Below are 24,413 nucleotides of genomic sequence, written 5' to 3'. Positions count from 1 at the left end.
AACCGCTCGTGCCCCTCACGGAACACCGTCGCCGACACCTCGACCGTCTCACCCGCCACCGCCTTCGCCGGCCACCGGCCGCACCCCACCACCGGCGCCACGTCCAGGATGGGGATGCGGCCGAGCTCCGCCTCCAGCTTCACCTGCATGCTCCCCGCTCCCGCTCGTCTCGCCGTCCCGGCCCCGTCGTCCCGGTCGCAGACATCCATGCCCCGTCCGCAACTCTCCGGCATCCCCGGAGCCACAAGATCAAGTAAAGAACCGCCCGACCGCGGTGCGCGCGTCCGGGGTGGGCCGACTGATGGGCGGGCGGCTCGCCGCGGCGCTAGGTTGGGCGGAAACAGAAGATCCAGGAGGTGCCGCCGTGGCCGAGGGGCCGGAGATCGACACGAACGTTCCGCATTCGGCGCGGGTCTGGAACTACCTGCTCGGCGGGAAGGACAACTACGAGATCGACCAGCGGGCCGCCGAGCAGTTCCGGGCGATGTTCCCGCAGATCGTCGACATCGCCCTCGCCGACCGCGCGTTCCTCGGCAGGTCCGTCCGCCACCTCGCGGGCGAGGCCCGCATCCGCCAGTTCCTCGACATCGGCACCGGTCTGCCGACCATGGACAACACCCATGAGGTCGCGCAACGCGTGGCGCCGGACGCGCGCATCGTCTACGTGGACAACGATCCCCTGGTGCTGACCCACGCGCGGGCCCTGCTCAGCAGCAGCCCCGAGGGCGCCTGCGACTACATCCACGCCGATCTGCGCGAACCGGGCGAGATCCTGGCGAAGGCCGCCGCGACGCTCGACTTCGGGAAGCCGGTGGCGATCATGCTGCTGGGCATCATGCACTTCGTCCACGACGACGGCGAGGCCCGGCGCGTCCTCGACGTGCTGCTGGACGCCGTGCCGTCCGGGAGCCACCTGGTGATGACGCACGCCACCCTGGACTTCGACGCGGGGGAGACCGCCCAGGCCGAGGCGCAGGAGGACTGGAACGAGAAGTCGGCCAATCCGATGGTGCCGCGCACGCGCGAGGCCGTCACCCGCTTCTTCGACGGCCTCGAACTCCTGGACCCGGGAGTCGTCTCCATGTCCAGGTGGCGTCCCGAGCACACTCCCTGGGGCGAGCCCGCCGAAGTGGCCGGTTACGCCGCCGTCGCCCGCAAGCCCTGACCTCCCCGCGCGGGGGCGGACGGCCTGCGGGCGTCGGCGGAGGCGCGCTAGCCGGCGGCGCGGATCACCGAGGCGATGCCGCCGGACGTCGTGACGAGCCGCTGGTACTCCGGCCGCCGCAGCTCCCCGCCCATGAACGGGTACGGGTTGCGGTGCACGGCCGGGCTCGGCGCCTCGCTGAGCGCCGCGAAGTGGATCTCCCGGGCGCCGGTCGCCGCCACGACGCGCGCCACGTTGCGGTCGGTCACGCCGCCGCCGGGCATCACGATGATCCGGTCGCCGGCGTGCCGCACCAGCTCGGCGATCAGCGGCGCGCCCTCCAGCGCGCTCACGTCCTGCCCGGACGTCAGGACGCGCGCCACGCCGAGATCGGCGAGGAGGTCCAGCGTGCCGAACGGGTCGGCGGCCATGTCGAAGGCCCGGTGGAAGGTGACGGGCAGCCCGCCTGCCGCCGCCATGAGCCGCTCGACGACCGGGCGGTCGACCGCGCCCTCCGGGGTGAGCGCGCCGATCACCACGCCGTGCGCGCCCGCCTCCCGGACGAGCGCGACGTCGTGCTCCATCGCCGCGACCTCGTGCTCGTCGAAGATGAAGTCGCCGCCGCGCGGGCGGATGATGACGTGCACCCTGATCGACGACACCGCGGCCAGCGCGGCGCGGACCGTGCCCAGCGTCGGGGTGAGCCCTCCGTCGAACAGCGCCGCGCACAGCTCGACGCGCTGGGCGCCCGCCTTCTCGGCGGCGACGGCGCCCGCGACGTCGTCGATGCAGATCTCGTAGGTGAGGCTCACGTACGTCCTTCCGGGATGGTGCGGATCTCGCCCACCGGGCGTCCGCCGCCGAGGACGGGGACGGCGCCCAGCGGGTCGGCCGGGGTGGTGTCGGCGCCGAGCGCGGCGAGCGCGCGCAGCGCGATGGCGGTGGTGGCGCGGGGGCTGCCGTCGATGACCTTCACCGCGACGGCGCGGCCCTCGGCGGTGGCGGCGACGAACACGCCCTCCGCGCCGCCCTTGGCGACCGAGCCGGGCAGCGCCCGCATGAACTCGGTGTTGGCATGGCCCGTCCCGCCCACGTACTCGGGGTGCTCGCGCATGGCGTCGGCGACCGGGCGGGCGTCCGGCGCCAGGACGAGGGACCGCGCGGCGCGGGCGAGGCCGGTCAGGGTGAGGCCGAACAGCGGTGCTCCGCATCCGTCGATCGCGACGGGCGAGGGGTCCTCCCCGGCGCAGTCGGCCATCACCTGCCGCACCAGCTGCTGCAGCGGGTGCGACGGGTCGAGGTAGGTGTCCAGGGGCCAGCCGTTCGCGACGCAGGCGGCGAGCATGGCGGCGTGCTTGCCGGAGCAGTTCATCCGCACCCGCGACTCGCCCTCGCCCGCCCTGATCAGCGCGGCCTTGGTCGCCTCGTCCTCCGGCCAGGACGGCGGGCACTGGAGCGCGTCCGCGCCGAGCCCCGCGTCCGCGAGGATCCCCTCGACGGCCTTGACGTGGAAGTCCTCGCCGGTGTGGCTGCCCGCCGCGATCGCGAGGCGCTCCCCGTCCAGCGGCGCGCCCGCCTTCAGGCAGGCGAGCGCCTGGAACGGCTTGGTCGTGGAGCGCGGCAGGACCGTCTCCTCGACGGCGCCGCGCGCGTGGGCGAGGGAGCCGTCCGGGGCGAACCCGGCGACGCTGCCGTAGTGGCGGCTCTCGGCGAAGCCGTTGCGCACGACCTCGGCCAGTACTTCGTACATGTCGGTCCTCACGGTCGCGCCGCCGGGACGGCCTCGCGGACGGCGCGGGACGGACGGGTCCGCTGCCGCGCCTCCAGCGTCCGCGCGAGCTTGGCCAGCGACGCGTTGATCACCAGGTAGATCAGCGCGATCACCAGGTAGGTCTGGATGAGCAGGTGGTTGTAGTTCGCCAGGACCTTCCCGCTGTAGAGCAGTTCGGCGTAGCTGACGACGTAGCCGAGCGAGGTGTCCTTCAGCAGCCCGGCGGACTGGCTGACCAGCGACGGCAGGACGCGCCGCGCCGCCTGCGGCAGCACGACGAGCCGCATCGCCCGCCCCCGGGTCAGGCCGAGCGCGAGCCCCGCCTCCAGCTGCCCGCGCTCCACCGAGCGGATCCCGGCCCGGAAGATCTCCGCGAACGCGGCGGCGTTGGACACCGACAGCGGGACGACGAGCTTCCAGAACAGCGGGAGGTCGAGGCCGTACTTCGGCAGCGCGAACAGCACGACGTAGACCAGCAGCAGCGCCGGGACCGTCCGGACGATCTCCACGTAGGCCACCGACGGGACGCGCAGCCACCGGGCCGGCGACAGCCGCCCGAGCGCGAGCGCGACGCCGGCCGCCATGGCGAGGGCGATCGACACGGCCGCGGCGTAGAGCGTGGAGCGCAGACCCTCCAGCAGGTACCGCCACATGGGCCAGGTCCCGTACGGGCGCCACCGGTCGGCGGCGAGCTGGCCGTTCTCGCCGAACTGGCGCAGCGCGAGCGCGACGAGGACGGCGCCGCCGAGCAGGGTCAGCGCGGTGGCGATCCGGATGCGGCGCCGGGCGCGCGGCCCCGGCTCGTCGAACAGCAGTCGCGAGGAGCTCATCGCAGGATCGCCAGCTTCCGTTCCAGTCCGCCGGTCACCAGCCCGAAGACCGCCGAGAGCGCCATGTACGCCAGGCCCGCCGTCACGAAGATCCAGATCGGCCGCGCCTCGGCGAGGTTGACCCGGTTCGCGGCGGCGGTCAGCTCCACCACGCCGACCGCGGCGGCCAGCGCCGTGTTCATCAGCGTCATGATCGCGATGTTGCCGAGCGGCTGGACGACCGTCCGCAGCGCCTGCGGCAGGACGACCAGCCGCAGCGACTGGACGAAGGTCAGCCCGAGCGCGCGGGCGGCCTCGCCCTGCCCCGCCGGCACCGCGTTGATCCCGGAGCGGATCGCCTCCGCCGTGTACGCCCCCTGGTAGAGGGCGATCACGACGACCGAGGTGGTGAACAGCCCGGCGATCACTCCGATCTCCGGCAGCCCGAACACGGCGATGACGAGCCACACCAGCAGCGGGATGTTCTGCAGCACCTCGACGTAGGCCATCCCGGCGGCGCGCAGCACGCGCACCGGGCTGACCCGCATCGCGGCGACCGCGGTCCCGGTCGCGAGGGCTCCGGCGAGGGCCAGCAGCGTCAGCTCGACGGTGCGCAGCAGGCCGTCGCCGAACTCCCCGAGGTGGTCGGTGATGACGTTCATGACAGGGCGGGGCCTCCGCTCACTCCGAGCCCGGCGCGGAGCCGATCGCGGGCGGCTGCGGGGCCTCGCCCTGCACGACCGTCCCGATCGAGTTCTTCCAGACCTTCGCCCACAGGCCCGACTGCTCGATCTGCTTGAGCCAGTCGTTGACGAACTGCTTCATCTGCGCGTCGCCGTGCTTGAGGCCGATGCCGTACGGGTCGCTGGTGAACGGCTTGCCCTGGATCTGGATGGAGGGGTCCTGCTTCGCGGTCGCGAGCAGCACGGCCTCGTCCTGGACGTAGGCGTCGCCGCGGCCCTGCTTGAGCGCCTGCACGCACTCGGGGTCGCTGCCGAACGTGATGATCTTCGCGCCCGGGGCGGCCTTCTTGATGGCGGGGATCGCCGGGGTGTTGGCGCCCGCGATGACGGTCTTGCCCTTCAGGTCGGCCGGGGCCTTGATGCCGGTCTCGTCCTTCTTGGTGGCGATGACCAGGCCGGAGCTGTAGTACGGCCCGGCGAACGCGACCTGCTTGGCGCGTTCCGGAGTGATGCTGTAGGTCTGGAACACCACGTCCACGGTGCCGTTGGCCAGCAGCGCCTCGCGGGTCTCCGACGCCGAGTTGACGATCTTCACGTTGGGCTTGCCGATGATGTACTTGGCGAGCAGCCGGCCGAAGTCGGCGTCCAGCCCCTCGACCTTCTTGGTCGCCGGGTTCTGCTGGGACAGCAGCGGCGCGTCCAGCGAGCCGCCCACGACCAGCTCGCCGCGCTGCTTGATCTTCTCCATGGTGGAGCCGGCGGGCAGGTTCGCGGCGACCGGGGCCGAGGCCGCCAGGTCGTCGCCCTTGCCGCCGCCGGAGCCGGGCACCGCGGCGTCGGAGTCGCCGCCGGAGCAGGCCGCGAGGCCCGTCAGCGACAGCGCCGCGACCGCGGCCACCGCCGCCCGCCGCATCCCCGCAGGGGTACGCACCATGATCATCAACCTTTCTGGGATGGCGCGCCATGGGCGGCGCGCCGGGGGTCGCACTAGTGGCTGAGGACCTTGGCCAGGAAGTCCCGGGCCCGGTCGCTGGCGGGGGAGTCGAAGAAGGCGGCCGGCGCTCCGGTCTCGACGACCTCGCCGTCCGCCATGAACACGACGCGGTCGGCGACCCGGCGGGCGAAGCCCATCTCGTGGGTGACGACCACCATCGTCATGCCGTCGCGGGCGAGGCCCGTCATCACGTCGAGGACCTCGCCGACCATCTCGGGGTCGAGCGCCGAGGTCGGCTCGTCGAACAGCATCGCCTTCGGCCGCATGGCGAGCGCGCGGGCGATCGCCGCGCGCTGCTGCTGGCCGCCGGACAGCTGCGCGGGCAGCTTGCCCGCCTGGTCGCCGATGCCGACCCGGTCGAGCAGGGCGCGCGCGGTCCGCTCTGCCTCGGCGCGCGAGACGCCGCGCACCCGAGTGGGCGCGAGCATCAGGTTCTCCAGGACGGTCTTGTGCTGGAACAGGTTGAACGACTGGAAGACCATGCCGACGTCGGCGCGGAGGCGGGCGAGAGCGCGCCCCTCTTCGGGCAGCTCCTCGCCGTCGATGCGGACGACGCCCGCGTCCGGCGTCTCCAGCCGGTTCAGGCACCGGCACAGCGTCGACTTGCCCGACCCGGACGGGCCGACCACCACGACGACCTCGCCGCGGGCGACGTCCAGATCCACGTCGCGCAGGGCGGTGTGGGCGCCGAAGCGCTTGTACAGGCCGCGAACCTCGATCATTCGGTCACCTACGTCCCAACTTCCTTCGAAATCGAAGTCAATGAGGACCATAGAGCGTCAAATCGACGTAAGTCAACGCGTTGCCGTACCAAGTTCGCGCATGCTATCTATCTGGGGTGCGCAACAGCAGAGACGACGGACCGGCGGCACTCGTGCGGCTGGTGGCGACCGGCCAGGCGGAGTCGCGGGCCGAACTCGCCCGGCTCTCCGGCCTCGCCGCCTCCAGCGTCTCGCTGCGGGTCGAGCAGCTCATCGAGGCCGGCCTGTTCGCCGAGGAAGGCGCCGGGGCCTCGCGCGGGGGCCGGCGGCCCCGCCGCCTTCGGCTCGCCCGCGCGGCGGGCGTGTACCTGGTCGCCGACCTCGGCGCGCACCACGCCCGCCTCGCGGTCGTGGATCTCGCGGGAACGCCCCTCGCGCTCGCGGACCTGGCGTGCGACATCGCCGTCGGACCCGAGGAGACGCTGACGGCGGTCCTGGCCGGCCTGCACGCCCTCGCCCGCGACCACGGACTGCAGGACGTCCCGGTCCGCGGCGTCGGGATCGGGCTGCCGGGGCCGGTCGACCCGGCGACGGGCCAGGTCGTGTCGCCCTCGCGCATGCCCGGCTGGAACGACTTCCCCGTCCGCGACTACGTGACCGGCCGCGTCGGCGTCCCGGCCCTGGTCGAGAACGACGCCAACCTCATGGCCGTCGGCGAGCACCGCGGCTCATGGCCGGCCCTCGACAATGTCATGGTCATCAAGCTCGGCAGCGGCATCGGCTGCGGCGTCATCGTCGACGGGCGGCTGCACCGGGGCCGCGGCGCGGCCGGCGACATCAGCCACGTCCGGATCCTGTCGGAGGCCACGGTCGACTGCTCCTGCGGCCACCCCGACTGCCTGGAGGCGCACGCCAGCGGCGCCGCCCTCGCCGCGTCCCTCGCCGCCCAGGGCATCGAGGTGGACAACCCGTCCCGGATCGTCGACCTCGTCGCGGACGGCGTCCCGCAGGCGACCAGCGCGGTGCGCACGGCCGGGCGCCTCATCGGCGACGTGCTGACCGCGCTCGTGAACTTCTTCAACCCCGACGCGCTCGTCATCGGCGGCAGCCTGTCCAACGCCGAGCCGCTCGTCGCGACCATCCGGGGCGTCATCTACGAGCGGTGCCTGCCGCTCGCCACCCGCAACCTGGAGATCGCCACCTCCCGCGCGGGCCGCGACGCCAGCATCCTCGGCGCGGGCCACCTGCTCCTCGGCGTCGCGGACGAGTGGATCGACCGCGCCCTGGAACGCTAGCCGGTCAGCCGCCCGCCGACGCGGCCAGCGCCTCGCGGGCCGTCGCCACGTCCGGCGCGATGGCGACCCGGCGCTGCAGCCCCGCCACCTCCGACACCCGGCGCACGATCCCGCGCGGCGGCAGCACCACCCACATCGGCACGCCCAGCTCCGTCGCGCGCATCTGCGAGCGCGTGATGACGTTCAGCCCGTTGGAGTCGCAGAACGTGCAGCCGGTCAGGTCGAGGATGAGGGCGGGCGTCCCGGAGTCCAGGAGCCGGACGGCCTGCGCGAGGACCGCCTCGCCGTTGCTCAGGTCGACCTCGTCCGGGAACGTCAGCGTCCCGCAGGTCTCCGTGCGCTCCACTCGTCCCACTCCGAGATCCATGACTCGCCCCAAAGCCGATTTCCTCACCTGGATGACAACGGGGGGTACTCCACTGCGACTGTAAGCTCCAAAGCTGGACGAAACCTGAAAGAAAGAGTCAAGTCTAGGACCTCCCTCCGCCATATCGCCGACGATCTCGTTCACTCGCGTTTGATCCCGTTTTGTCGCGTTGGGGGACCGCGCCGGCGCCGCCTGCCCGCGCCGCCGTCCGGCCGCCGTCCGCGTCCCGCGACGCGGAGGCGAGCGTCGCCGAGCGCGTCCGCGCGAGCAGTGCCGCCCACTCCAGGCCCGTCCTCTTCCCTGAGCTTCCCTGACCGGATACGAACTTGACGCTCAGGACCTCGCTCCGGATGACCCGCGCCTGGAATCCTTGATCGAAATGTGCGCCGCGACGGACGCCGTCGCCCTCGCGGGCGCCCCGGCCGGCCGCGTCGCCGCCCAGGCGGGGGCCCGGAATCGGGCGGGTTGTCCGGGCCGCGTCGGACTGACCACCGCCCTTGTCGCACTAAAGCCCTATATTTCCCACAGCGTCCTGCTAACCTCGCGGACCCGGGGGTGGGAATGAGCTCGAATCCGGTCGTCATCGACGGCGGCGACCGCTCCTGCGTGCGCCTCCTGCTCGAACTGCGCGGCCATATCGCGGACCTGGCCCCCGGCACCGTCGTCCACCTCATCGCCGCCGACCCGGCGGCCCCCATCGACCTTCCCGCCTGGTGCCACCTGACCGGCCACGACTACCTGGGCCCGGTGGACGGCGCCCCCACGCCCACCTACGCCCTCCGGGTGGCGGCAGACGCCCGCCCCACCTCGCCGGAATCCCCCTGGCGCCCCCGCTGACCCGCCGCGCTACCCCTAGCGACCCTTCCAGCCCGTCGCCGTCCGAACCGCGTCCGCCATGGTGGTGTCGCCCTGAGCCCGGTAGCCCTCGACGACCCCGGCGATGTCGGCCTCGGGGCGGTTCTGGCTCATCTTCGCCTTCGCCTCGATGCGGGTGATGACCAGTTCGAGGCCCACGATCGCGCGCAGCTGACCGGCGACGAACGCGGGCGGGGCGTCGTCGACCGCCCAGGACGGGTCGCGGCCCTGCTCGTGGCGGTCGGTCAGGCGGCGCACCATCGACTCCACCCATGCCGGGTCGTCGTGCACGACGAGCCGGCCGTAGACATGGGCGGTGAGGTAGTTCCACGTCGGCACCACACGCCCGTGCTCGGCCTTGGACGCGTACCAGGACGGCGACACGTAGGCGTCCGGGCCGTGGACGATGAGCAGCGACTCCCCGGCGGCGGGCTCGCGCCACTGGTCGTTGTTGCGCGCCACGTGCGCCAGCATCGCGCCGTGCTCGCCCACCGACGGGTCGTACAGGACGGGCAGGTACGTCGCGATCAGCCCCCGCGGGGAGGCGGTGACGAGGTCGGCCGCCCCGCAGCCGGCCAGCAGTTCCCTGACCTCGGCGTCGTCCGCCGAGAAATGCGCCGGTACGTACATGGACGCGACGCTATCCCACGGGGCTGTCGGAGCCGCGTGCGAAGCTGGAGGGGTGAGCGGCGATGAAGAGCGCGACGGGGTCCGGCTGACGAACCTCGACCAGTCCCTGTTCGAGGGGGCCGACGCGACCAAGCGCGACCTGGTCGACTACCTGGACGCCGTCTCCGGGCGCCTGGTCCCGCAGCTGGCGGGCCGTCCCCTGTCGGTCAAGCGCGTGCTGCGCGGCCAGAAGCCGTTCATGCAGAAGAACACGCCGAAGTACACCCCGTCCTGGGTCCGGACGGTGACGGTGTGGGCGCAGACTTCCCAGCGCGAGGTCTCCTACGCGCTGTGCGACGACCGCCGCACGCTGCTGTGGTTCGCGAACCAACGCGCCGTCGAGTACCACCCGCCGCTGGTGCGCGCCGGCGCGTGGGACGCGCCCACCCACCTGGTCATCGACATCGACCCGCCCGGCTCGGACGACTTCGGCGCCGCGGTCGCCGCCGCCCACCTCGTCCGCCGCGCGATGGACGACTCCGGCCTGAGGGGCGCCGTCAAGACCAGCGGCGCGAAGGGCGTCCACGTGTTCGCTCCCCTGGACGGCGCCACGTCCACCGAGGACGTCGCCGCCGCGACCCGCGCCCTGGCCGTGCGCGCCGAGCGGCTCGACCCGGGCCTCGCCACCACGGCGTTCATCCGCGAGGACCGCGGCGGCAAGGTGTTCCTCGACTCGACCCGCGCGGGCGGCGCGACCGTCGTCGCCGCCTACAGCCCGCGGATCCGGCCGGGCGCGCCGGTCTCCTTCCCGGTGTCCTGGGACGACCTCGGCAGCGTGGTGCCGCAGGACTTCACGATCAGGACTGCCGCCGCCCTGCTCGCCGACCGCGACCCCTGGGCCGAACTCATGCCCGAGCCGCAGCCGGTCCCCGCCGACCTCGTCGAGCAGGGCCGCACGATCCCGGTGGCCCGGGTCCAGGCGATGCACGAGGGCAAGCGCCGGGCCCGGGCCCGCCGGAACGGCTAGCGCGGGGTCTCAGGAGCCGAGCACGACCGGCAGGGCCCGGTGGCCGTTGGAGATGAACGACTCCACCGGCCTCAGCTCGGCGGGGTCGACGGCGAGCTCCATCCCGGGGAAGCGGCCGAAGAGCGCGGGCAGCGCGATCTCGGCCTCCAGCCGCGCGAGGTGCGAGCCGACGCAGAAGTGCGCGCCGTGCCCGAACGAGAGGTGCTCCTTGTTCGCCCGCCGGAGGTCGAACAGGTCGGCGTCGTCGCCGTGCAGGGCGAGGTCGCGCCCCGCGGCGGCGTAGGCCGCGAGGATCGCCTCGCCCTTGCCGATCGTCACGCCGTCGACGTCGATGTCCTCCACGGCGTAGCGGAGCGGCAGGTTCGCGACCGGCGCCTGCCAGCGCAGCGCCTCCTCGATCACCTCCGTCCACGGCGCCTCGCCGGACCGGACGAGCGCGTACTGCGCCGGGTGGGTGAGCAGCGCCGTGATCGCCTGGTCGAGCAGGTTCACCGTGGTCTCGTGCCCGGCGGAGATCATCAGGATCAGGGTGTCGACCAGCTCCTGCTCGCTCAGCTGCGAGCCGTCCTCGTCGCGGGAGGAGATGAGCACGCCGGCCAGGTCGTCGGCGGGCTCCCGGCGCCGGAACGCCACGAAGTCCTGCAGGATGCCGTACATCTCGGTCTGGTTGGCGAGGGCCTCCTCGGCCGTCAGCGCCGTGTTGAAGATGCCGTCCACGCAGCGGCGCAGCGCGGGCCGGGTCTCGTCCGGGACGCCGAACAGCCGGCAGATCACCTCGATGGGCAGCGGGTAGGCGAACGCCTCGCGCAGGTCGGCGCGGCCACCGGGGGAGGCGGCCAGGCCGTCCAGGAGGGACCGGGTGATCTCCTCGACGTCCGGCCGCAGCGCCTCGGTGCGGCGCGGGGTGAACGCCCGGGAGATGATGGTGCGGAGCCGCCGGTGGTCCTCGCCGTAGGCGGTGAACATGTTCCGCACCGAGACCCACAGGCTCAGCGGCCAGTCCTCGGCGATCTCGCCGTCGATCCATTTCGTCCAGTGCAGGTTCGGGTCCTTGGACACCCGCGGGTCGGCCAGCAGCCGCTTGAGCTGCTCCTGGCCGGTCACCGCCCACGCGACGACGCCGCCGGGCAGTTCCACGGGGGTCACCGGCCCCCGGGCCCGCAGTTTCGCGGCCTCCCCCTGGACGTCGCTTCCGGCCGGGTCGATGACGAGCGGAGTCTCCATATGGGCCTCTCCAGGCGGGGGATGGGAACACGTCCGTAATGGCGTGCGTGCGATGAGCGACCCGGCCAACGTAGAGGGTGGCGGCAGCATGCCGCCAATTCCCCAGGAAACAGACGCACTCCCGCCTTTTCGGCCTTTCCTTAAATGGCGGCGCGGAAATCCTCAGGACGTGTCTCGGCGTGCTGCGGCTCCCCTTCGCCCCACCGGTGGCCCGGCGCCACCACGTTGTCGGGCGGAACCTCCGACGCGGAGCCGTACAGGTAGGAGCCGAGCCCGATCAGCAACCGCTGGACGTCCTCCTGCGGCCGCACGACCAGCCGCAGGAACCGGCTCGTCGAGCCCAGCTTGTTGCCGCACTCGCGGACGAACACCCCGTGGTGCGCGACCAGGTGGTCGCGCAGGCCGACGCCGTCCTTGCCGTCCGGCAGCTTGACCATGACGAAGTTGCCCTGGGACGGGAAGACCTTGAGGCCCGGCAGCGACGCGAGCTGCTGCGCCATCAGCAGCCGGTCGCGGGCCAGCAGCCGCAGGCTCTCGCGGTACTCGGCGCCGTGCTCGCGCAGCAGGAACACCACGAACTCCGCGAAGGAGTTGAGGTTCCACTTCGGCAGCGCCCCCCGGACCGTCCGGGCCAGGGCCGGGTTCGCCACCAGGTAGCCGAACCGGACGCCGTGCAGGCCGAAGTTCTTGCCGAGGCTCTTCAGCACGATCACGTTCGGCCGGATGCGGGCCTCGTCGGCGACGCTGGGGTGCGCCTCGGCGTCCACGAAGTCGAGGAACGACTCGTCCACCACGACCAGGTCCAGGTCGATGAGGCAGTCCAGCAGCCGGACGATCTCGCGGCGCGGGACGTACCCGCCGTCGGGGTTGTTGGGGTTGCACACGACCGCGGTCCGCGATCCCCGCGCCCGCACGAACCGCACGAAGGCGTCCACGTCGAACTCGAAGCCGAGCAGCTCGTGGAGCTGGAACATGTCCACCCGCTTGCCCGTCTCCATCGGCTGGTCCGTCCACCGGCCGAACGTCGGGATCGGCGTGGCGAGGCTCTCGCGCACCAGCAGATGGTCGATCCAGGTGATGAGCTCCGTGGAGCCGTTGCCCATGATGACCGTCTGCGGGTGGTGCCCGAGCACGGCGCAGAGTTCGGCGGCAATGGCATCCGCGTCGCTCGGGTAGTACTTCAGTATCTGCTCCAGCGAGCCCGCGAGCCGGGAGAACATCCCCGGCGTCGGGAAGTACGGGTTGCACGGGATGCAGAAGTCGACGAGGTCGTGGTGCCCGGGCGAGGCCCGCTGGAGGGCGAAGAAGGACGGGCTGTGCGCGCTCTGGCGCAGCAGGCTCGGATCGATCTGGTCCGATGGCACGCAAGACGGTACGCGCCCTCCGCCGCACCGGTTCAGGCCCCGGGCCGGCCCGCTGTCAGGCCGCGCCCGCGGAGCGGTCGGCCGAGGCGAGGCCGGGCGGGGCGGCGGCGAGGGCCTGCTGGATCGCCTCGACCAGCGCCAGTGCCGACTCCTCGGTCAGCTCGACCGCCACCCGCGCGGACGGACCCTCCCCGGCGTTGGTGAAGTCGATGTTCACCGTGTGCTCGTGGCAGGCGTGGTACGGGTGGTCGACGTAGACCGCGCCGCCGGTCAGCGTGAACCAGCCGGTCGCGCCCTTCGCCGCGCCGTCCAGCTCCACCTTTACCGTCTGGTAGGTGCACATGGGGTCTCCTCTCAGGCGCTCAGGTGGCGGTCGAAGAAGGCGAAGATCCGCTGCCAGCCGTCCTTCGCGGCGGCGGGCCGGAACGCGGGCCGCTCGACCGCGAAGAACGCGTGCCCCGCGCCGGGGTAGGTGTGGAACTCGTGCTCCTTGCCGAGCCTGGTCAGCTCCGCGTCCAGCGAAGCCACCTCCTCGGGCGACGGGAACTGGTCCTCCTCGCCGAACAGGCCGAGCAGCGGGCAGGACAGGCCCGGCGCCTTGGACAGGATCGACCGGGCCCTCGTCGGGTAGTCCTCCGGCGGGTCGTTCACGACGAAGGCGCCGTAGCAGTCGACGGCCGCGTCGATGTCCAGCTCGCAGGCGGCGAGGAACGCGTGCCGCCCGCCCGAGCAGTGGCCGATCACGCCGATCCGGCCGTTGGCGTGGTCGAGCGAGTTCAGATGGGCGGCGGCCCCGGCCACGTCCCCGACGAGCTGCTCGTCGGGGACGCCGCCCTTGGCGCGGGCGGCGGCGGCCTGGTCGTCCGGGCTCACGCCCGCGCCCTCGCGCGAGTACAGGTTCGGGGCGATCGCGGCGTAGCCGTGCGCGGCGAACGTCCGGACGAACTCCTTGGTGCCGGGGTCGAAGCCGGGCATGTGGTGGACGACCACGACGCCGCCGCGCGGGGCGTCGCCCAGCGGCCGCGCCAGGTACGCCTCCAGCTCGTCCTTCCCGTGCCCGGTGATGGCGACCGTTCCGGCCCACATCGCGTCGTTCATGCTCGGCGCTCCGTTCCTCGGCGGGGTCTGCGCGCACGCCGTGCTCCCCCCGGCGCGCGAACCGTGACAGTCTCTCGCATACCCCGCGAGGCTCAGGCGTTCAACGTTCCCGCGCCGAGGAGGCCGAACAGGAGGAGGCCGATGACGATCCGGTAGACCACGAAGGAGGTGAAGCTGTGCCGGGCCACGAAGCGCAGCAGCCAGGCGATGGACGCGTAGGCCACGACGAACGACACCGCGGTGCCGACCGCGAGCGGCAGCGCGCCGGCGCCCGAGCCGAGGGCGGACGGCAGCTCGTAGATGCCGGCGCCGGTCAGCGCGGGGATGCCCATGAAGAACGACAGCCGGGTCGCGGCGACCCGGTCGAGGCCGAGCATGAGCCCGGTCGACATCGTCGCGCCCGACCGGGAGAAGCCCGGGAACAGCAGGGCGAGGATCTGCGAGGAGCCGATCAGCATCGCGTCGGTGAGGGAGGTGTCGTCCTCGCCGCGCTTGTGCGTGCCGAGCCGGTCCGCGGCGAACATCACGGCGCTGCCGACGATCAGCGACCCGGCCACCACCCACAGCGAGGCCAGGGGGCCCTCGATGAGGTCCTTGGCGGCGACCCCGACGATCACGACCGGGATCGTGGCGTAGATGACCCACCAGGCGAACTTGTAGTCGTGGTGGTACCGCTCGGACGGCCGGGCGATCCCGACCCCCCACGCCTTGACGATCCGGACGATGTCGGAGAAGAAGTACACCAGCACGGCCGCGATGGCGCCGACCTGGATCACCGCCGTGAACCCGACGACGGACTTGTCGTCCACCGGGATGCCCATCAGGCCCTCGGTGATCTTCAGATGGCCGGTCGAGGAGACCGGGAGGAACTCGGTCAGGCCTTCCACGATCCCGAGGACGATCGCCTGCCCGACATTGATCACGCTCAAGTACCCGGTTCCTCTCCGACCTGCGCCTGTTCCGCGCCGAGCCTACTGCCGCCCCCCGGGCGGGGCCCGTCCCGAGGCCGATAACTTCACCCGCCGTTAACCGATACGACCGATTCCGGACATGCTCAGCCCCAGACCTCCTGGGCGGTCTCGGCGACGAGGCGCAGTTTCGCGGCCTGCTGCTCGGCGGTCAGCACGTTGCCCTCCACGGTGGAGGAGAAGCCGCACTGCGGGGACAGGCAGATCTGCTCCAGCGGGACGAACCGCGACGCCTCGTCGATGCGGCGCTTGAGGTCGTCCTTGGACTCCAGCTCGCCGCGCTTGGTGGTGACGAGGCCGAGCACGACCATCTTGCCCGGCGGGACGAACCGGAGCGGTTCGAAGCCGCCTGACCTGGCGTCGTCGTACTCCAGGAAGAACCCGTCCACGTCCAGTTCGCCGAACAGCGCCTCGGCGACGAAGTCGTAGCCGCCCTCGGCCGTCCAGGACGAGCGGTAGTTGCCCCGGCACATGTGGGTGGTGACGTTCATGCCCTCGGGGCGGTCGGCCAGCGCCGCGTTGATCTGCCTGATGTACCGCAGGTGCAGGTGCTCGGCGTCGTCCCCGCGCTCGGTGACCAGGGCCCGCTGCGCGGGGTCGTTGAGGTAGGCGAGGCTGGTGTCGTCCAGTTGCAGGTAGCGGCAGCCCATGGCGCCGAGCCTGCGCACCTGCTCGGCGTAGGCGGCGGCGAGGTCGGCCCAGAACTCCTCGACGTCGGGGTAGACCTCCGGGTCGATCGCCGCGGGGCCGCCCCGGTAGTGGACCATGTTCGGCGACGGGATCGTCAGCTTCGGGGTGACGCCGTCGCCGACCGCGTCCCGCAGGAAGGCGAAGTGGTCGGCGAAGATGGTCTCCTCCAGCCGGACCCGGTCGTGCACGCGCAGCGCCGCGGTGGTGAACTCGATGTCCCCGGCCGCGCCGTGGAACCGCACCTTGATCTCCTCGTCGGCGGGGCTGATGCCGCCGAGCCGGTAGATGAAGTCCATGTGCCAGGACGTGCGGCGGAACTCGCCGTCGGTGGCCGACCGCAGCCCGGCCTCGCGCTGCATCCGGACGGCGTCGCGGATGGCGGCGTCCTCCGCCTCGGCCAGGGCCGCGGAGTCGAGGCGCCCCCGGGCGTGGTCCTCGCGGGCGGCCAGGAGGGCGGGCGGACGCAGGAGGCTGCCGACATGGTCGGCCCGGAACGGCGGCTGGTCTCGGACGGACTCGGGCATGGCTCGCTCCTTCCGGAAGGCGCGGCATCGCTCCAGTCAATTTAGGCACGTTCCCAAGGGCGGACAATGGCCGGCCGGGAAATGAGCCCGCCCCGGGGCCTCGAGGGCGGCCGCCGTCGCGAGACGGCTTTCGCCGCGGCCGCCGGCCGGAACGGTCAGGGGCGGGGCCAGGGCCTTCCGGCGAGGCGCTCGATGTCGGTGTTGAAGCGCTGGAGGAAGGAGGCGAACGCCTCGACGTCCTCCGCCGGCCAGTCCGCCATGATCTTGTCGATGCCGGCCACGATCTGGCCGCGCTCGCTGTCGAGGCGGCGCTCGCCCTCGGCGGTGATGCGGAACTTGCGGGCGATGCCGCCCGCCGGGTCGGGGATGCGCTCGACGAGGCCGTCGCGCAGCATGGCCGAGGTCTGCCGGTTGAGCGTCGAGGGGTCGAGGTCGAACGCCTCGCTGAGCTGCCGGATCGACATCGGGCCCTCGATGCGGATCCGGCTCAGCAGGATGTAGGCGCTGCGCTCCAGCAGGCCGCCCTCGCGCCGGGAGCGGCGGGTGGCCAGGCTGTGCCGCCCGAGCACCATGGTCTCGTACTCGATCAGTTCCGTGGGCTTGTCCATGCCGGTCCTTCTCCCGGCGGCGGGCCGTCCGGGTCGCTCCTGCCTCGATCCTCGCACCTCATCCCTACCACGGTGATGTGCGTCATACATATGTTGTGTATCCACCACATCGTATGTATGGTGCACAAGTTCTCCGACCCGACAGAAGGGATGTCACGTGGACGAGTCCGCGCCCGCCGTCCGACCCGGTGGGATCGTCGGCGTGCTCGCCGTGGGCGGCATCGTCGCCGCGTTCATGCAGACCCTCGTGGTGCCGCTGATCGCGCAGCTGCCGCGGCTGCTGCACACCACGCCCTCCGACGCGACCTGGGTGGTCACCGCGACGCTGCTCGCCTCCGCGGTCGCCATGCCGATGATCGGGCGGCTCGGCGACCTGTACGGCAAGCGCCGGATGCTGCTGGCCTGCATGGTGCCGCTCATCACCGGGTCGGTGCTGTGCGCGCTGTCGGGCTCGCTGATCCCGATGGTCGTCGGACGGGGCCTGCAGGGCGTCGGCATGGGCATGATCCCGCTCGGCATCAGCGCGCTGCGCGACCTGCTGCCGCCCGAGCGGCTCGGGTCCTCGATCGCGCTGCTGAGCTCGTCCATGGGCATCGGCGGGGCGTTCGGGCTGCCGCTGGCGGCGGTCATCGCCGAGAACACGAGCTGGCGGGTGCTGTTCTGGGGCTCGGCCGCGCTGAGCGCGCTCGTCGCCACGCTGATCTACCTTCTGGTCCCGGCCACGCCCGTCCAGGCGAGGGGCCGCTTCGACGCCGTCGGTGCGATCGGCCTCGGCACCGGCCTCGTGTGCCTGCTGCTCGGCGTCTCCAAGGGCGCCGACTGGGGTTGGACGAGCGGCACGACCGTCGGCTTGTTCGCCGCCACCGTCGCGGTCCTGCTCGCCTGGGGCTGGTGGGAGCTGCGGACCCGCGACCCGCTGGTCGACCTGCGCGTCACCGCGCGCACGCAGGTGCTGCTCACCAACGCCGCCTCGGTCGTGATCGGGTTCTCGATGTACGCCCAGTCGCTGATCGTGCCGCAGCTGCTCCAGCTGCCGGAGGCGACCGGGTACGGCCTCGGCCAGTCGATGGTCGCCGCGGGCCTGTGGATGGTCCCGTCCGGCCTGCTGATGATGGCGGTGTCCCCGCTCGGCGCGCGGCTGTCGGCGGCCCGCGGGCCCAAGGTCACCCTGGTCGCCGGGAGCCTGGTGATCGCGCTCGGGTACGGGTCGTCCACGCTGCTCATCGGCGCTGCGTGGGGCCTGATGGTCGTCACCGCGATCTGCGGGATGGGCGTCGGCCTCGCCTACGGCGCGATGCCCGCCCTGATCATGGGTGCGGTGCCGCGCTCGGAGACCGCCTCGGCCAACAGCTTCAACACGCTGATGCGCTCCGTCGGCACTTCGGTGTCGGCCGCCGTGGTGGGGGTCGTGCTGTCCCAGATGACCATCGACCTGGGCGGGCACGTGCTGCCGTCCGAGGACGGCTTCCGCGCCGGCCTGCTGATCGGCTGCGGCGTGGCGCTGGTCGCCGGGACCGTCGCGCTGGCCATCCCCGGGCGCGGGCGCTCGGTCACCGCCGCGGCCGAGCAGGCGGCCCAGGCGGGGGAGCCCGCCGCGTCCAAGGCCTGACGCCGGTCAGCCCCGCACCGGTCAGGGCCGCGCCGGGGACTCGCGCCGCAGGAGGTAGGTGTCCATGATCCACCCCTTGCGGGCGCGGGCCTCGGCGCGGACGGCGCGGATCTCCTCGGCCACCTCCGCGATCGGGCCGGAGACGAGGATCTCGTCGGGCGTGCCGAGGTAGGCGCCCCAGTAGATGTGGTAGCCCTCGCCCGCCTCGGCGAACGCGCAGTGCGCGTCCAGCATCACGAGGACGTCGTCGGCGGTGGCGCCCTCGGCGGCGAGGCGGCGGCCCGTGGTGATGTGGACGGGCCGCCCGACCCGCGTGAGCCCGACGCGGTGCCGGGCGGTGAGCGCCGAGACGCTGCTGATGCCGGGGATCACCTCGTACTCGAACTCGGCGCCGACCTCCTCCAGCGCCGCGAGGGTGCTGTCGTAGACGCCGGGGTCGCCCCAGACCAGGAGCGCGCCGGTCTCCCCGTCGGCCAGCTCGTCCTCGACGAACGACCGGTAGATCCCCGCGCGGCGGGAGCGCCAGTCCTCGACGGCGGCGGTGTAGGCGGCGGCGTCGCGGTCGCGGTCGGGGTCGCGGGCCTCCACGATCCGGTACGGGTGCCGGCCGTGCGCCGCGATGAGGTCGTGCCGCAGCCCGGCCAGGTCGTGCTTGGCCTCGCCCTTGTCGACCACGAGGAAGGCGTCGGCGGCGGCGATGGCCTTGGCCGCCTGGAACGTCAGGTGGTCCGGGTCCCCCGCGCCGATGCCGATGATCAAAAGCCGCTTCACGGCGCCAAGTGTGCCAGAGCGCTCCTATAGGCTTGGCGTCCCGTTCGACCGAGGAGGCCAGTGGACGCGCGTGTCATCACCGTCGTGGGGATCGGCGCCGATGGGTGGGACGGGCTCGCGGAGGAGTCGCGCGAGGCGCTGCGGTCGGCGGAGGTCCTGTTCGGCAACCAGCGGCAGCTCGACCTCGTCCCCGGCGAGTACCGGGAGCGGGTCGCCTGGCCCTCGCCCCTGCTCCCCGCGCTGCCGGGGCTGATCGAGCGGTACGAGGGGCGCGCGATCGCCGTGCTGGCGAGCGGCGACCCCATGTTCCACGGGATCGGCTCCACCCTCGCCGGGATGCTCGGCGCCGACCGGCTCCGCGTGCTGCCCCATCCGTCGTCGGCGTCGCTCGCGTGCGCCCGGCTCGGCTGGCCGCTGGACCGGGTGGACGTCCTCAGCATCGTGGGCCGTCCCGCCTCGACGCTGAACGCGGTCATCGCCCCCGGGCGGCGGCTGATCGTGCTCGGCGCCGGACGCGAGGCCCCGATCATCGTCGCCGCGGTGCTGTCCGGCCGCGGTTTCGGCCCGAGCCGGATGACGGTCCTCGCCGACCTGGGGGCCGAGAGCGAGACGTTCGCGCACGGCGTCGCGTCCCAGTGGACCGAGCCCGCCGCGTCGGCGCTCGCGGTCGTGGCCGTGGAGTGCCTGCCCGGACCGGACGCCGACCCGCTGCCGCGGGTCGCCGGGCTGCCCGACGAGGCCTTCGAGCACGACGGGCAGATCACCAAGCGCGAGGTCAGGGCGGTGACCCTGTCGCGCCTCGGGCCGCTGCCCGGTGAGCTGCTGTGGGACGTGGGCGCCGGTTCCGGCAGCGTCGCGATCGAGTGGGCGCGGGCGCATCCGTCGTGCGAGGCGATAGCGGTCGAGGACGGCCCGGAGCGGGCCAAGCGGATCGGCCGCAACGCCGAGGTCCTCGGGGTGCCCGGCGTCCGCGTCGTGGAGGGCCGCGCCCCGGACGCGCTGGACGGCCTCCCGACCCCCGACGCGGTCTTCATCGGCGGCGGGCTCACCGTCCCCGGCCTGCTGGACCGCTGCTGGGACGCGCTCCGGCCCGGTGGCCGCCTCGTCGCCAACGCCGTCACCCTCGAATCGGAGGCCCGGCTGGTCGAGCTCCGCCGGACCCACGGCGGCGAGCTGGTCCGCGTCGGCGTCGAGCGCGCCGCCCCGCTCGGCGGGTTCACCGGCTGGCGCCCCGCCATGCCCGTCACCGTCTGGTCCACCCGGAAGGACACCCTGTGACGGTGTACTTCGTCGGCGCGGGTCCAGGCGCCGCCGACCTCATCACCGTGCGCGGGCTGCGCGTGCTGGAGTCCGCGCCCGTCTGCCTGTACGCGGGGTCGCTGGTGCCGGTGGAGCTGCTGGAGGCGTGCCCGCCCGGCGCCCGGCTCGTCGACACCGCCGACATGACGCTGGACGGGATCGTCGCCGAGCTGACCGCCGCGCACCGCGACGGCCTCGATGTCGCGCGCCTGCACTCCGGCGACCCGTCGGTGTTCAGCGCGGTCGCCGAGCAGATGCGCCGGCTCGACGCGGAGGGCGTGCCCTACGAGGTCGTCCCCGGGGTCCCGGCGTTCGCCGCGGCGGCGGCCTCGCTCGGGCGCGAGCTGACCGTCCCCGGCGTCGGCCAGACCGTCATCCTGACCCGCACGGCCGTCCGCGCCACCCCGATGCCGGACGGCGAGGACCTCGCCACCCTCGGCGCGAGCGGCGCCACGATGGTGCTGCACCTGGCCGTCCAGCGCATCGAGGAGGTCGCCGCCGAACTCGTGCCCCGCTACGGCGCGGACTGCCCGGTCGCGGTCGTCGCCCGCGCCAGCCGCCCGGACGAGCTCGTCCTGCGCGGCACCCTCGCCGACATCGCCGCCCGGGTGCGCGAGGCCGGGGTCCGCCGCACCGCGGTGATCGTCGTCGGGCGCGTCCTCACCGCGTCGGCGTTCCCCGACAGCCACCTCTACAGCGCCGGGCGGGACCGGGCGTGCGGCGCGTCCTGATCCTCGGCGGGACGGCGGAGGCCCGCGCTCTCGCGGCCCGGCTGACCGGCCCGCGCCAGGACGGGGTCCACGTCGTGTCCTCCCTCGCGGGGAGGGTGTCGGACCCGCGGCTGCCCGCCGGCGAGGTCCACATCGGCGGGTTCGGCGGCGCCGAAGGGCTCGCGGCATGGTTGCGCGAGCACCGGATCGACCGCCTCGTGGACGCGACGCACCCGTTCGCCGAGCGGATGAGCGCCTCCGCCGCGCACGCGTCGCGGCTGACGGGCGTGCCGCTGCTCGCGCTGCGCCGCCCCGGCTGGGACGAGGAGGACGGCGACGACTGGCGGCGCGTCCCGTCCCTGCCGGACGCCGCCGCCGCGCTCCCGGACGGCGCCCGCGCGTTCCTCACCACCGGCCGCCGCAGCCTCCCGGTGTTCGCCGAGCGGACCGACGCGTGGTTCCTCGCCCGGTCGGTGGACCCGCCGGAGCCGCCCGTCCCGTCGAACGTGCACGTCCTGCTGGCGCGCGGCCCCTACACCGTGGACGGCGAGCGCGCCCTGATCCGCGAGCACCGCCTCGACGTCCTCGTCACCAAGGACAGCGGCGGCGCGATGACCCGCGCCAAGCTCACCGCCGCCCGCGAGGCGGGCCTGCCGGTCGTCATGGTCGACCGTCCGGCCCTCCCCGAGGGCGTCCGGGTGACGGGGGACGTGGCCGCTGCCGCGACCTGGGCTCAGGGGTAGCGGCGCGGGGTGTAGACCACGCCCTGGTCGGTCACCCGCGTCGCGGACGACCCGATGATGAGCAGGCACCGCATGTCGACCTGCTCGGGGTCCAGCTTGCCGAGCGTCGTCACCGTCACGCTCTCCTCCGGCCCGCCGACGTCCCGCCCGATCACCACGGGCGTCTCGGGGGAGCGGTGCTCCAGCAGCAGGTCGCGCGCCGCCGGGAGCTGGTGCCTGCGCCGGCTCGACGAGGGGTTGTAGAGGGCCAGCACCAGGTCGGCTTCGGCGGCGGCCCTGAGGCGCCGCGCCACCACGTCCCACGGCTTGAGGATGTCCGACAGCGACAGGACGCAGAAATCGTGCCCGAGCGGAGCGCCCGCCCGGGCGGCGACGGCCTGCGCAGCCGTCAGCCCCGGCACGACCTGCACCGGCACGTCCGCGAACTCGTCCTCGGCCGCCGCCTCCAGCACGGCCGTCGCCATCGCGAACACCCCGGGGTCGCCGGACGAGACGACGGCGACGCGGGCCCCGTCCCGCGCGAGCGCCAGCGCGTGCCGGGCCCGGTCGGCCTCCACCCGGTTGCCGGACCCGTGCCGCCGCTGCCTCGGGTTCGGCGGCACCCGGTCCAGGTAGGGGCCGTAGCCGACGAGGTCGGTGGCGGACGCCAGGACGTCCTGCGCCTCCGGGGTCAGCCACGGCCGCCCCGCCGGCCCGAGCCCGACCACCCACACGCACCCGGCGCCTTCCGGACGCGCCGGGGGAGGGGCCTCGAACGTGCGCTCCGCCGGGCTGGTCAGGAGCGCGAGCGACATGTAGGGCACGTCCGCCGGGTCGACCTCGGCGAGCGGGAGGACCCGCTGCCGGTCGGTGGCGGCGCGCTCGACGTACCAGCCGTCGCCGAGCCGGCCCGCGTCCTCGAACGCCTGCCTGACCTTGGGGAACGTCCGGCCGAGCTTGAGGACCGCCGCCGCGTCCGCGGTGCGCAGCCGCTCGGCCAGCTCCTCGCCGGGCAGCGTCCCGGGCAGGACGGTCAGCGTCTCCTCCCGCTCCACCAGCGGGCGCCCCGCCGCCGCCGACGCCGCGCTCACCGACGTCACGCCCGGCACCACCTCGGCCGGGTAGTGCGGCGCGAGCCGCTTGTGCAGGTGCATGTACGACCCGTAGAACAGGGGGTCGCCCTCGCTCAGCACCACGACCGTCCGCCCCGCGTCGAGGTGCGCGGCGAGCCGGGCGGCGCAGTCGGCGTAGAACTCCTCGAGCGCGCCCTGGTAGCCGCCGGGGTGGTCGGTCGTCTCCGTCGTCACCGGGTAGACGAGCTGCTCCTCGATCCGGCCGTCCCGCAGGTACGGCTCGGCGACGGCCCGGGCGATGCTGCGGCCGTGCCGCGCGCTGTGGAACGCGACCACGTCCGCCTCGCCGATCAGCCGCGCCGCCTTCACCGTGACCAGTTCGGGGTCCCCGGGCCCGACGCCCACGCCGAACAGCCGTCCCGCCATCACTCCGCCTCACTGGCGACGGCGTTGACCGCCGCCGCCGTCATCGCGCTGCCGCCGCGCCGCCCGCGCACCACCAGATGGTCCAGGCCGCTCGCGGCGAGCGCCTCCTTGGACTCGGCCGCCCCGATGAACCCGACCGGGATCCCGAGGACCGCCGCCGGGCGGGGCGCGCCCGCCTCGACCAGCTCCAGCAGCCGGAACAGCGCGGTCGGCGCGTTGCCGATCGCCACGACCGCGCCGCCGAGCCGGTCGCCCCACAGCTCCAGCGCCGCCGCGCTCCGCGTGGTGCCGAGCCGCTCCGCCAGTTCCGGCACGCCTGGCTCGCCCAGGGTGCACACGACCTCGTTCCCGGCGGGCAGCCGCGCGCGGGTCACGCCGGACGCGACCATCCGCGCGTCGCACAGGACCGGCGCGCCGGCCAGCAGCGCCGCCCGCGCCCGCGCCACCACCCCCGGCGACCAGGCCAGGTCCTCGACCAGGTCCGTCATGCCGCAGGCGTGGATCATGCGGACCGCGACCCGCGCCACGTCCTCAGGCAGGCCCGACAGGTCGGCCTCCGCGCGGATCGTCGCGAACGACCGCCGGTAGATCTCGGCGCCGTCCCGGACGTAATCGATCACTGCTGTCCCTCCGCCGTCCTCAGCACGACCGGGCCGCGGGGCATCCCGCAGCGCCGCTCGCATCCCGCCCAGTGGACGGGGGTCTCGGGCGCGCGGCTCAGGCCCGCGACGAAGCGCCGCGCCTCGCCCTGCACGTCGCCGCGCGACTTCGCGCACCCGGGGCTCCCGGTGCAGGCCGTCACGCCCACCCACGGCGACGCGGGGTCCGTCGCGAAGCCCGCCGCCGCGAGCGCCTCCGCCGCGCGGCCCGCCTCGTCGCGGTCCAGGTCGCGCAGCACGACGCTCCGCCACGGCGTCACCCGCACCTCGTCCGTGACCTCGCTGAGCGCCTCGGCCTCCGCGCCGGACAGCCGGCCGAGCGGGGGCACGGCCTCCAGCGCGACGAGCCCGTCCCGCTGCGCGATGGGCCCGGCGTGCGGCGGGGCGGGGTCCGGGCGCTGGAGGCCGTGCCC

The 24,413-nt window shown here is 73.6% G+C and carries 28 protein-coding genes; 8 read left to right on the top strand and 20 right to left on the bottom strand.

Annotated features, from left to right (window positions below):
• A partial coding sequence (locus ABWI07_RS42435) for a maltotransferase domain-containing protein (protein WP_353821997.1) occupies positions 1–149 on the bottom strand: 149 nt, incomplete at its 3' end.
• Positions 150–364: 215 nt separating this feature from the next.
• On the opposite strand from ABWI07_RS42435, the gene ABWI07_RS42430 reads away from it, so the two are divergent.
• On the top strand, positions 365–1,165 hold the full coding sequence (locus ABWI07_RS42430) for an SAM-dependent methyltransferase (RefSeq protein WP_235037245.1): 801 nt from the start codon (positions 365–367) through the stop codon (positions 1,163–1,165).
• A 47-nt stretch (positions 1,166–1,212) separates the two neighbouring features.
• On the opposite strand, the gene ABWI07_RS42425 is transcribed toward ABWI07_RS42430, so the two are convergent.
• The 6 genes from ABWI07_RS42425 to ABWI07_RS42400 are packed head-to-tail and all read right to left on the bottom strand — an operon-like array spanning position 1,213 to position 6,123.
• Entirely contained in the window at positions 1,213–1,956 is a 744-nt protein-coding gene (locus tag ABWI07_RS42425) for a copper homeostasis protein CutC (RefSeq protein WP_353821996.1), read from the bottom strand.
• Positions 1,953–2,894: an asparaginase gene (locus ABWI07_RS42420; RefSeq protein ID WP_149263163.1), complete on the bottom strand. Its 942-nt coding sequence runs from the start codon at positions 2,892–2,894 to the stop codon at positions 1,953–1,955. Before ABWI07_RS42420 ends, ABWI07_RS42425 begins: the two co-directional genes overlap by 4 nt.
• An 8-nt stretch (positions 2,895–2,902) precedes the next feature.
• On the bottom strand, positions 2,903–3,745 hold the full coding sequence (locus tag ABWI07_RS42415; protein WP_353821995.1) for an amino acid ABC transporter permease: 843 nt from the start codon (positions 3,743–3,745) through the stop codon (positions 2,903–2,905).
• Positions 3,742–4,386, bottom strand: a complete 645-nt coding sequence (locus tag ABWI07_RS42410; protein WP_149263165.1) for an amino acid ABC transporter permease — start codon at positions 4,384–4,386, stop codon at positions 3,742–3,744. Before ABWI07_RS42410 ends, ABWI07_RS42415 begins: the two co-directional genes overlap by 4 nt.
• Before the next feature lie 19 nt (positions 4,387–4,405).
• Positions 4,406–5,341 carry a glutamate ABC transporter substrate-binding protein gene (locus ABWI07_RS42405; protein WP_353821994.1) on the bottom strand — a complete coding sequence of 312 codons (936 nt, stop codon included), beginning with the start codon at positions 5,339–5,341 and terminating at the stop codon, positions 4,406–4,408.
• Between the two features lie 53 nt (positions 5,342–5,394).
• Positions 5,395–6,123, bottom strand: coding sequence for an amino acid ABC transporter ATP-binding protein (locus tag ABWI07_RS42400; protein ID WP_353821993.1), 729 nt, complete (start codon positions 6,121–6,123; stop codon positions 5,395–5,397).
• 116 nt (positions 6,124–6,239) lie between these two features.
• Here ABWI07_RS42400 and ABWI07_RS42395 point away from each other — a divergent pair, with 116 nt between their 5' ends.
• The gene (locus ABWI07_RS42395) at positions 6,240–7,397 is read left to right on the top strand and encodes an ROK family protein (protein WP_353821992.1); all 1,158 of its coding nucleotides are present in this window, start codon (positions 6,240–6,242) and stop codon (positions 7,395–7,397) included.
• A 4-nt stretch (positions 7,398–7,401) separates the two neighbouring features.
• On the opposite strand, the gene ABWI07_RS42390 is transcribed toward ABWI07_RS42395, so the two are convergent.
• Complete coding sequence (locus tag ABWI07_RS42390) at positions 7,402–7,764, bottom strand: STAS domain-containing protein (RefSeq protein ID WP_160161122.1); 363 nt, start codon at positions 7,762–7,764, stop codon at positions 7,402–7,404.
• A 561-nt stretch (positions 7,765–8,325) separates the two neighbouring features.
• On the opposite strand from ABWI07_RS42390, the gene ABWI07_RS42385 reads away from it, so the two are divergent.
• Complete coding sequence (locus ABWI07_RS42385; RefSeq protein WP_149263168.1) at positions 8,326–8,601, top strand: sulfurtransferase TusA family protein; 276 nt, start codon at positions 8,326–8,328, stop codon at positions 8,599–8,601.
• Between the two features lie 15 nt (positions 8,602–8,616).
• On the opposite strand, the gene ABWI07_RS42380 is transcribed toward ABWI07_RS42385, so the two are convergent.
• The gene (locus tag ABWI07_RS42380) at positions 8,617–9,249 is read right to left on the bottom strand and encodes an FMN-binding negative transcriptional regulator (protein WP_353821991.1); all 633 of its coding nucleotides are present in this window, start codon (positions 9,247–9,249) and stop codon (positions 8,617–8,619) included.
• Between the two features lie 52 nt (positions 9,250–9,301).
• Between ABWI07_RS42380 and ABWI07_RS42375 the strand changes: the two genes are divergently transcribed.
• Complete coding sequence (locus tag ABWI07_RS42375) at positions 9,302–10,255, top strand: DNA polymerase domain-containing protein (RefSeq protein ID WP_353821990.1); 954 nt, start codon at positions 9,302–9,304, stop codon at positions 10,253–10,255.
• Between the two features lie 9 nt (positions 10,256–10,264).
• On the opposite strand, the gene ABWI07_RS42370 is transcribed toward ABWI07_RS42375, so the two are convergent.
• From ABWI07_RS42370 to ABWI07_RS42340, 7 genes are all read right to left on the bottom strand, one after another.
• The gene (locus tag ABWI07_RS42370; RefSeq protein WP_149263171.1) at positions 10,265–11,479 is read right to left on the bottom strand and encodes a cytochrome P450 family protein; all 1,215 of its coding nucleotides are present in this window, start codon (positions 11,477–11,479) and stop codon (positions 10,265–10,267) included.
• 140 nt (positions 11,480–11,619) lie between these two features.
• Entirely contained in the window at positions 11,620–12,843 is a 1,224-nt protein-coding gene (locus ABWI07_RS42365; protein WP_353821989.1) for a pyridoxal phosphate-dependent aminotransferase, read from the bottom strand.
• A 55-nt stretch (positions 12,844–12,898) separates the two neighbouring features.
• Positions 12,899–13,186: a DUF6295 family protein gene (locus ABWI07_RS42360; RefSeq protein WP_149263173.1), complete on the bottom strand. Its 288-nt coding sequence runs from the start codon at positions 13,184–13,186 to the stop codon at positions 12,899–12,901.
• An 11-nt stretch (positions 13,187–13,197) separates the two neighbouring features.
• The gene (locus ABWI07_RS42355; protein WP_149263174.1) at positions 13,198–13,941 is read right to left on the bottom strand and encodes a dienelactone hydrolase family protein; all 744 of its coding nucleotides are present in this window, start codon (positions 13,939–13,941) and stop codon (positions 13,198–13,200) included.
• A gap of 92 nt (positions 13,942–14,033) precedes the next feature.
• Complete coding sequence (locus ABWI07_RS42350) at positions 14,034–14,864, bottom strand: undecaprenyl-diphosphate phosphatase (RefSeq protein WP_235037258.1); 831 nt, start codon at positions 14,862–14,864, stop codon at positions 14,034–14,036.
• Positions 14,865–14,995: 131 nt separating this feature from the next.
• The gene (locus ABWI07_RS42345) at positions 14,996–16,123 is read right to left on the bottom strand and encodes a 5-methyltetrahydropteroyltriglutamate--homocysteine S-methyltransferase (protein WP_149263176.1); all 1,128 of its coding nucleotides are present in this window, start codon (positions 16,121–16,123) and stop codon (positions 14,996–14,998) included.
• A 155-nt stretch (positions 16,124–16,278) separates the two neighbouring features.
• A complete protein-coding gene (locus tag ABWI07_RS42340; protein ID WP_149263177.1) occupies positions 16,279–16,731 on the bottom strand; it encodes a MarR family winged helix-turn-helix transcriptional regulator in 453 nt (150 codons plus the stop codon).
• 157 nt (positions 16,732–16,888) lie between these two features.
• Here ABWI07_RS42340 and ABWI07_RS42335 point away from each other — a divergent pair, with 157 nt between their 5' ends.
• Positions 16,889–18,340, top strand: a complete 1,452-nt coding sequence (locus tag ABWI07_RS42335; protein WP_353821988.1) for an MFS transporter — start codon at positions 16,889–16,891, stop codon at positions 18,338–18,340.
• Between the two features lie 21 nt (positions 18,341–18,361).
• Here the strand turns inward: ABWI07_RS42335 and cobF are convergent, their stop codons facing one another.
• The gene (cobF, locus tag ABWI07_RS42330) at positions 18,362–19,111 is read right to left on the bottom strand and encodes a precorrin-6A synthase (deacetylating) (protein ID WP_353821987.1); all 750 of its coding nucleotides are present in this window, start codon (positions 19,109–19,111) and stop codon (positions 18,362–18,364) included.
• A 60-nt stretch (positions 19,112–19,171) separates the two neighbouring features.
• Between cobF and cbiE the strand changes: the two genes are divergently transcribed.
• Genes cbiE through ABWI07_RS42315 form a run of 3 tightly spaced genes read left to right on the top strand, consistent with a single transcriptional unit; the run spans position 19,172 to position 21,863 of the window.
• Positions 19,172–20,389: a precorrin-6y C5,15-methyltransferase (decarboxylating) subunit CbiE gene (gene cbiE / locus ABWI07_RS42325; protein ID WP_353821986.1), complete on the top strand. Its 1,218-nt coding sequence runs from the start codon at positions 19,172–19,174 to the stop codon at positions 20,387–20,389.
• Entirely contained in the window at positions 20,386–21,141 is a 756-nt protein-coding gene (gene cobM / locus ABWI07_RS42320) for a precorrin-4 C(11)-methyltransferase (RefSeq protein ID WP_149263181.1), read from the top strand. The genes cbiE and cobM overlap by 4 nt, the downstream gene beginning before the upstream one ends.
• Positions 21,126–21,863 (top strand): cobalt-precorrin-6A reductase, encoded by a 738-nt coding sequence (locus ABWI07_RS42315; protein WP_353821985.1) that lies wholly within the window; start codon positions 21,126–21,128, stop codon positions 21,861–21,863. The genes cobM and ABWI07_RS42315 overlap by 16 nt, the downstream gene beginning before the upstream one ends.
• Here ABWI07_RS42315 and ABWI07_RS42310 read toward each other — a convergent pair.
• The 3 genes from ABWI07_RS42310 to ABWI07_RS42300 form a co-directional block, all read right to left on the bottom strand.
• Positions 21,854–23,341, bottom strand: coding sequence for a precorrin-2 C(20)-methyltransferase (locus tag ABWI07_RS42310; RefSeq protein WP_353821984.1), 1,488 nt, complete (start codon positions 23,339–23,341; stop codon positions 21,854–21,856). The two genes, ABWI07_RS42315 and ABWI07_RS42310, sit on opposite strands and share 10 nt — an antisense overlap.
• The gene (locus ABWI07_RS42305) at positions 23,341–23,961 is read right to left on the bottom strand and encodes a precorrin-8X methylmutase (RefSeq protein ID WP_200842279.1); all 621 of its coding nucleotides are present in this window, start codon (positions 23,959–23,961) and stop codon (positions 23,341–23,343) included. Before ABWI07_RS42305 ends, ABWI07_RS42310 begins: the two co-directional genes overlap by 1 nt.
• Positions 23,958–24,413 (bottom strand): ferredoxin-like domain-containing protein (locus tag ABWI07_RS42300; RefSeq protein ID WP_502912900.1); only part of this gene is annotated, 456 nt, incomplete at its 5' end. The genes ABWI07_RS42300 and ABWI07_RS42305, both read right to left, overlap by 4 nt.

It is taken from the genome of Actinomadura sp. NPDC000600 (assembly GCF_040492135.1).
Lineage (GTDB): Bacteria > Actinomycetota > Actinomycetes > Streptosporangiales > Streptosporangiaceae > Spirillospora.
Note: the sequence above shows the minus strand (reverse complement) of the source record. Positions and strands in the feature narration are given on the sequence as shown.

What these genes read in the sequence shown, in the direction of transcription:
- ABWI07_RS42420 (WP_149263163.1), bottom strand. Translation starts at nt 2,894, where the DNA reads ATGTACGAAGTACTGGCCGAGGTCGTGCGCAACGGCTTCGCCGAGAGC.
- ABWI07_RS42415 (WP_353821995.1), bottom strand. Translation starts at nt 3,745, where the DNA reads ATGAGCTCCTCGCGACTGCTGTTCGACGAGCCGGGGCCGCGCGCCCGG.
- ABWI07_RS42410 (WP_149263165.1), bottom strand. Translation starts at nt 4,386, where the DNA reads ATGAACGTCATCACCGACCACCTCGGGGAGTTCGGCGACGGCCTGCTG.
- ABWI07_RS42405 (WP_353821994.1), bottom strand. Translation starts at nt 5,341, where the DNA reads ATGGTGCGTACCCCTGCGGGGATGCGGCGGGCGGCGGTGGCCGCGGTC.
- ABWI07_RS42400 (WP_353821993.1), bottom strand. Translation starts at nt 6,123, where the DNA reads ATGATCGAGGTTCGCGGCCTGTACAAGCGCTTCGGCGCCCACACCGCC.
- ABWI07_RS42390 (WP_160161122.1), bottom strand. Translation starts at nt 7,764, where the DNA reads ATGGATCTCGGAGTGGGACGAGTGGAGCGCACGGAGACCTGCGGGACG.
- ABWI07_RS42385 (WP_149263168.1), top strand. Translation starts at nt 8,326, where the DNA reads ATGAGCTCGAATCCGGTCGTCATCGACGGCGGCGACCGCTCCTGCGTG.
- ABWI07_RS42380 (WP_353821991.1), bottom strand. Translation starts at nt 9,249, where the DNA reads ATGTACGTACCGGCGCATTTCTCGGCGGACGACGCCGAGGTCAGGGAA.
- ABWI07_RS42370 (WP_149263171.1), bottom strand. Translation starts at nt 11,479, where the DNA reads ATGGAGACTCCGCTCGTCATCGACCCGGCCGGAAGCGACGTCCAGGGG.
- ABWI07_RS42360 (WP_149263173.1), bottom strand. Translation starts at nt 13,186, where the DNA reads ATGTGCACCTACCAGACGGTAAAGGTGGAGCTGGACGGCGCGGCGAAG.
- ABWI07_RS42355 (WP_149263174.1), bottom strand. Translation starts at nt 13,941, where the DNA reads ATGAACGACGCGATGTGGGCCGGAACGGTCGCCATCACCGGGCACGGG.
- ABWI07_RS42345 (WP_149263176.1), bottom strand. Translation starts at nt 16,123, where the DNA reads ATGCCCGAGTCCGTCCGAGACCAGCCGCCGTTCCGGGCCGACCATGTC.
- ABWI07_RS42340 (WP_149263177.1), bottom strand. Translation starts at nt 16,731, where the DNA reads ATGGACAAGCCCACGGAACTGATCGAGTACGAGACCATGGTGCTCGGG.
- ABWI07_RS42310 (WP_353821984.1), bottom strand. Translation starts at nt 23,341, where the DNA reads ATGGCGGGACGGCTGTTCGGCGTGGGCGTCGGGCCCGGGGACCCCGAA.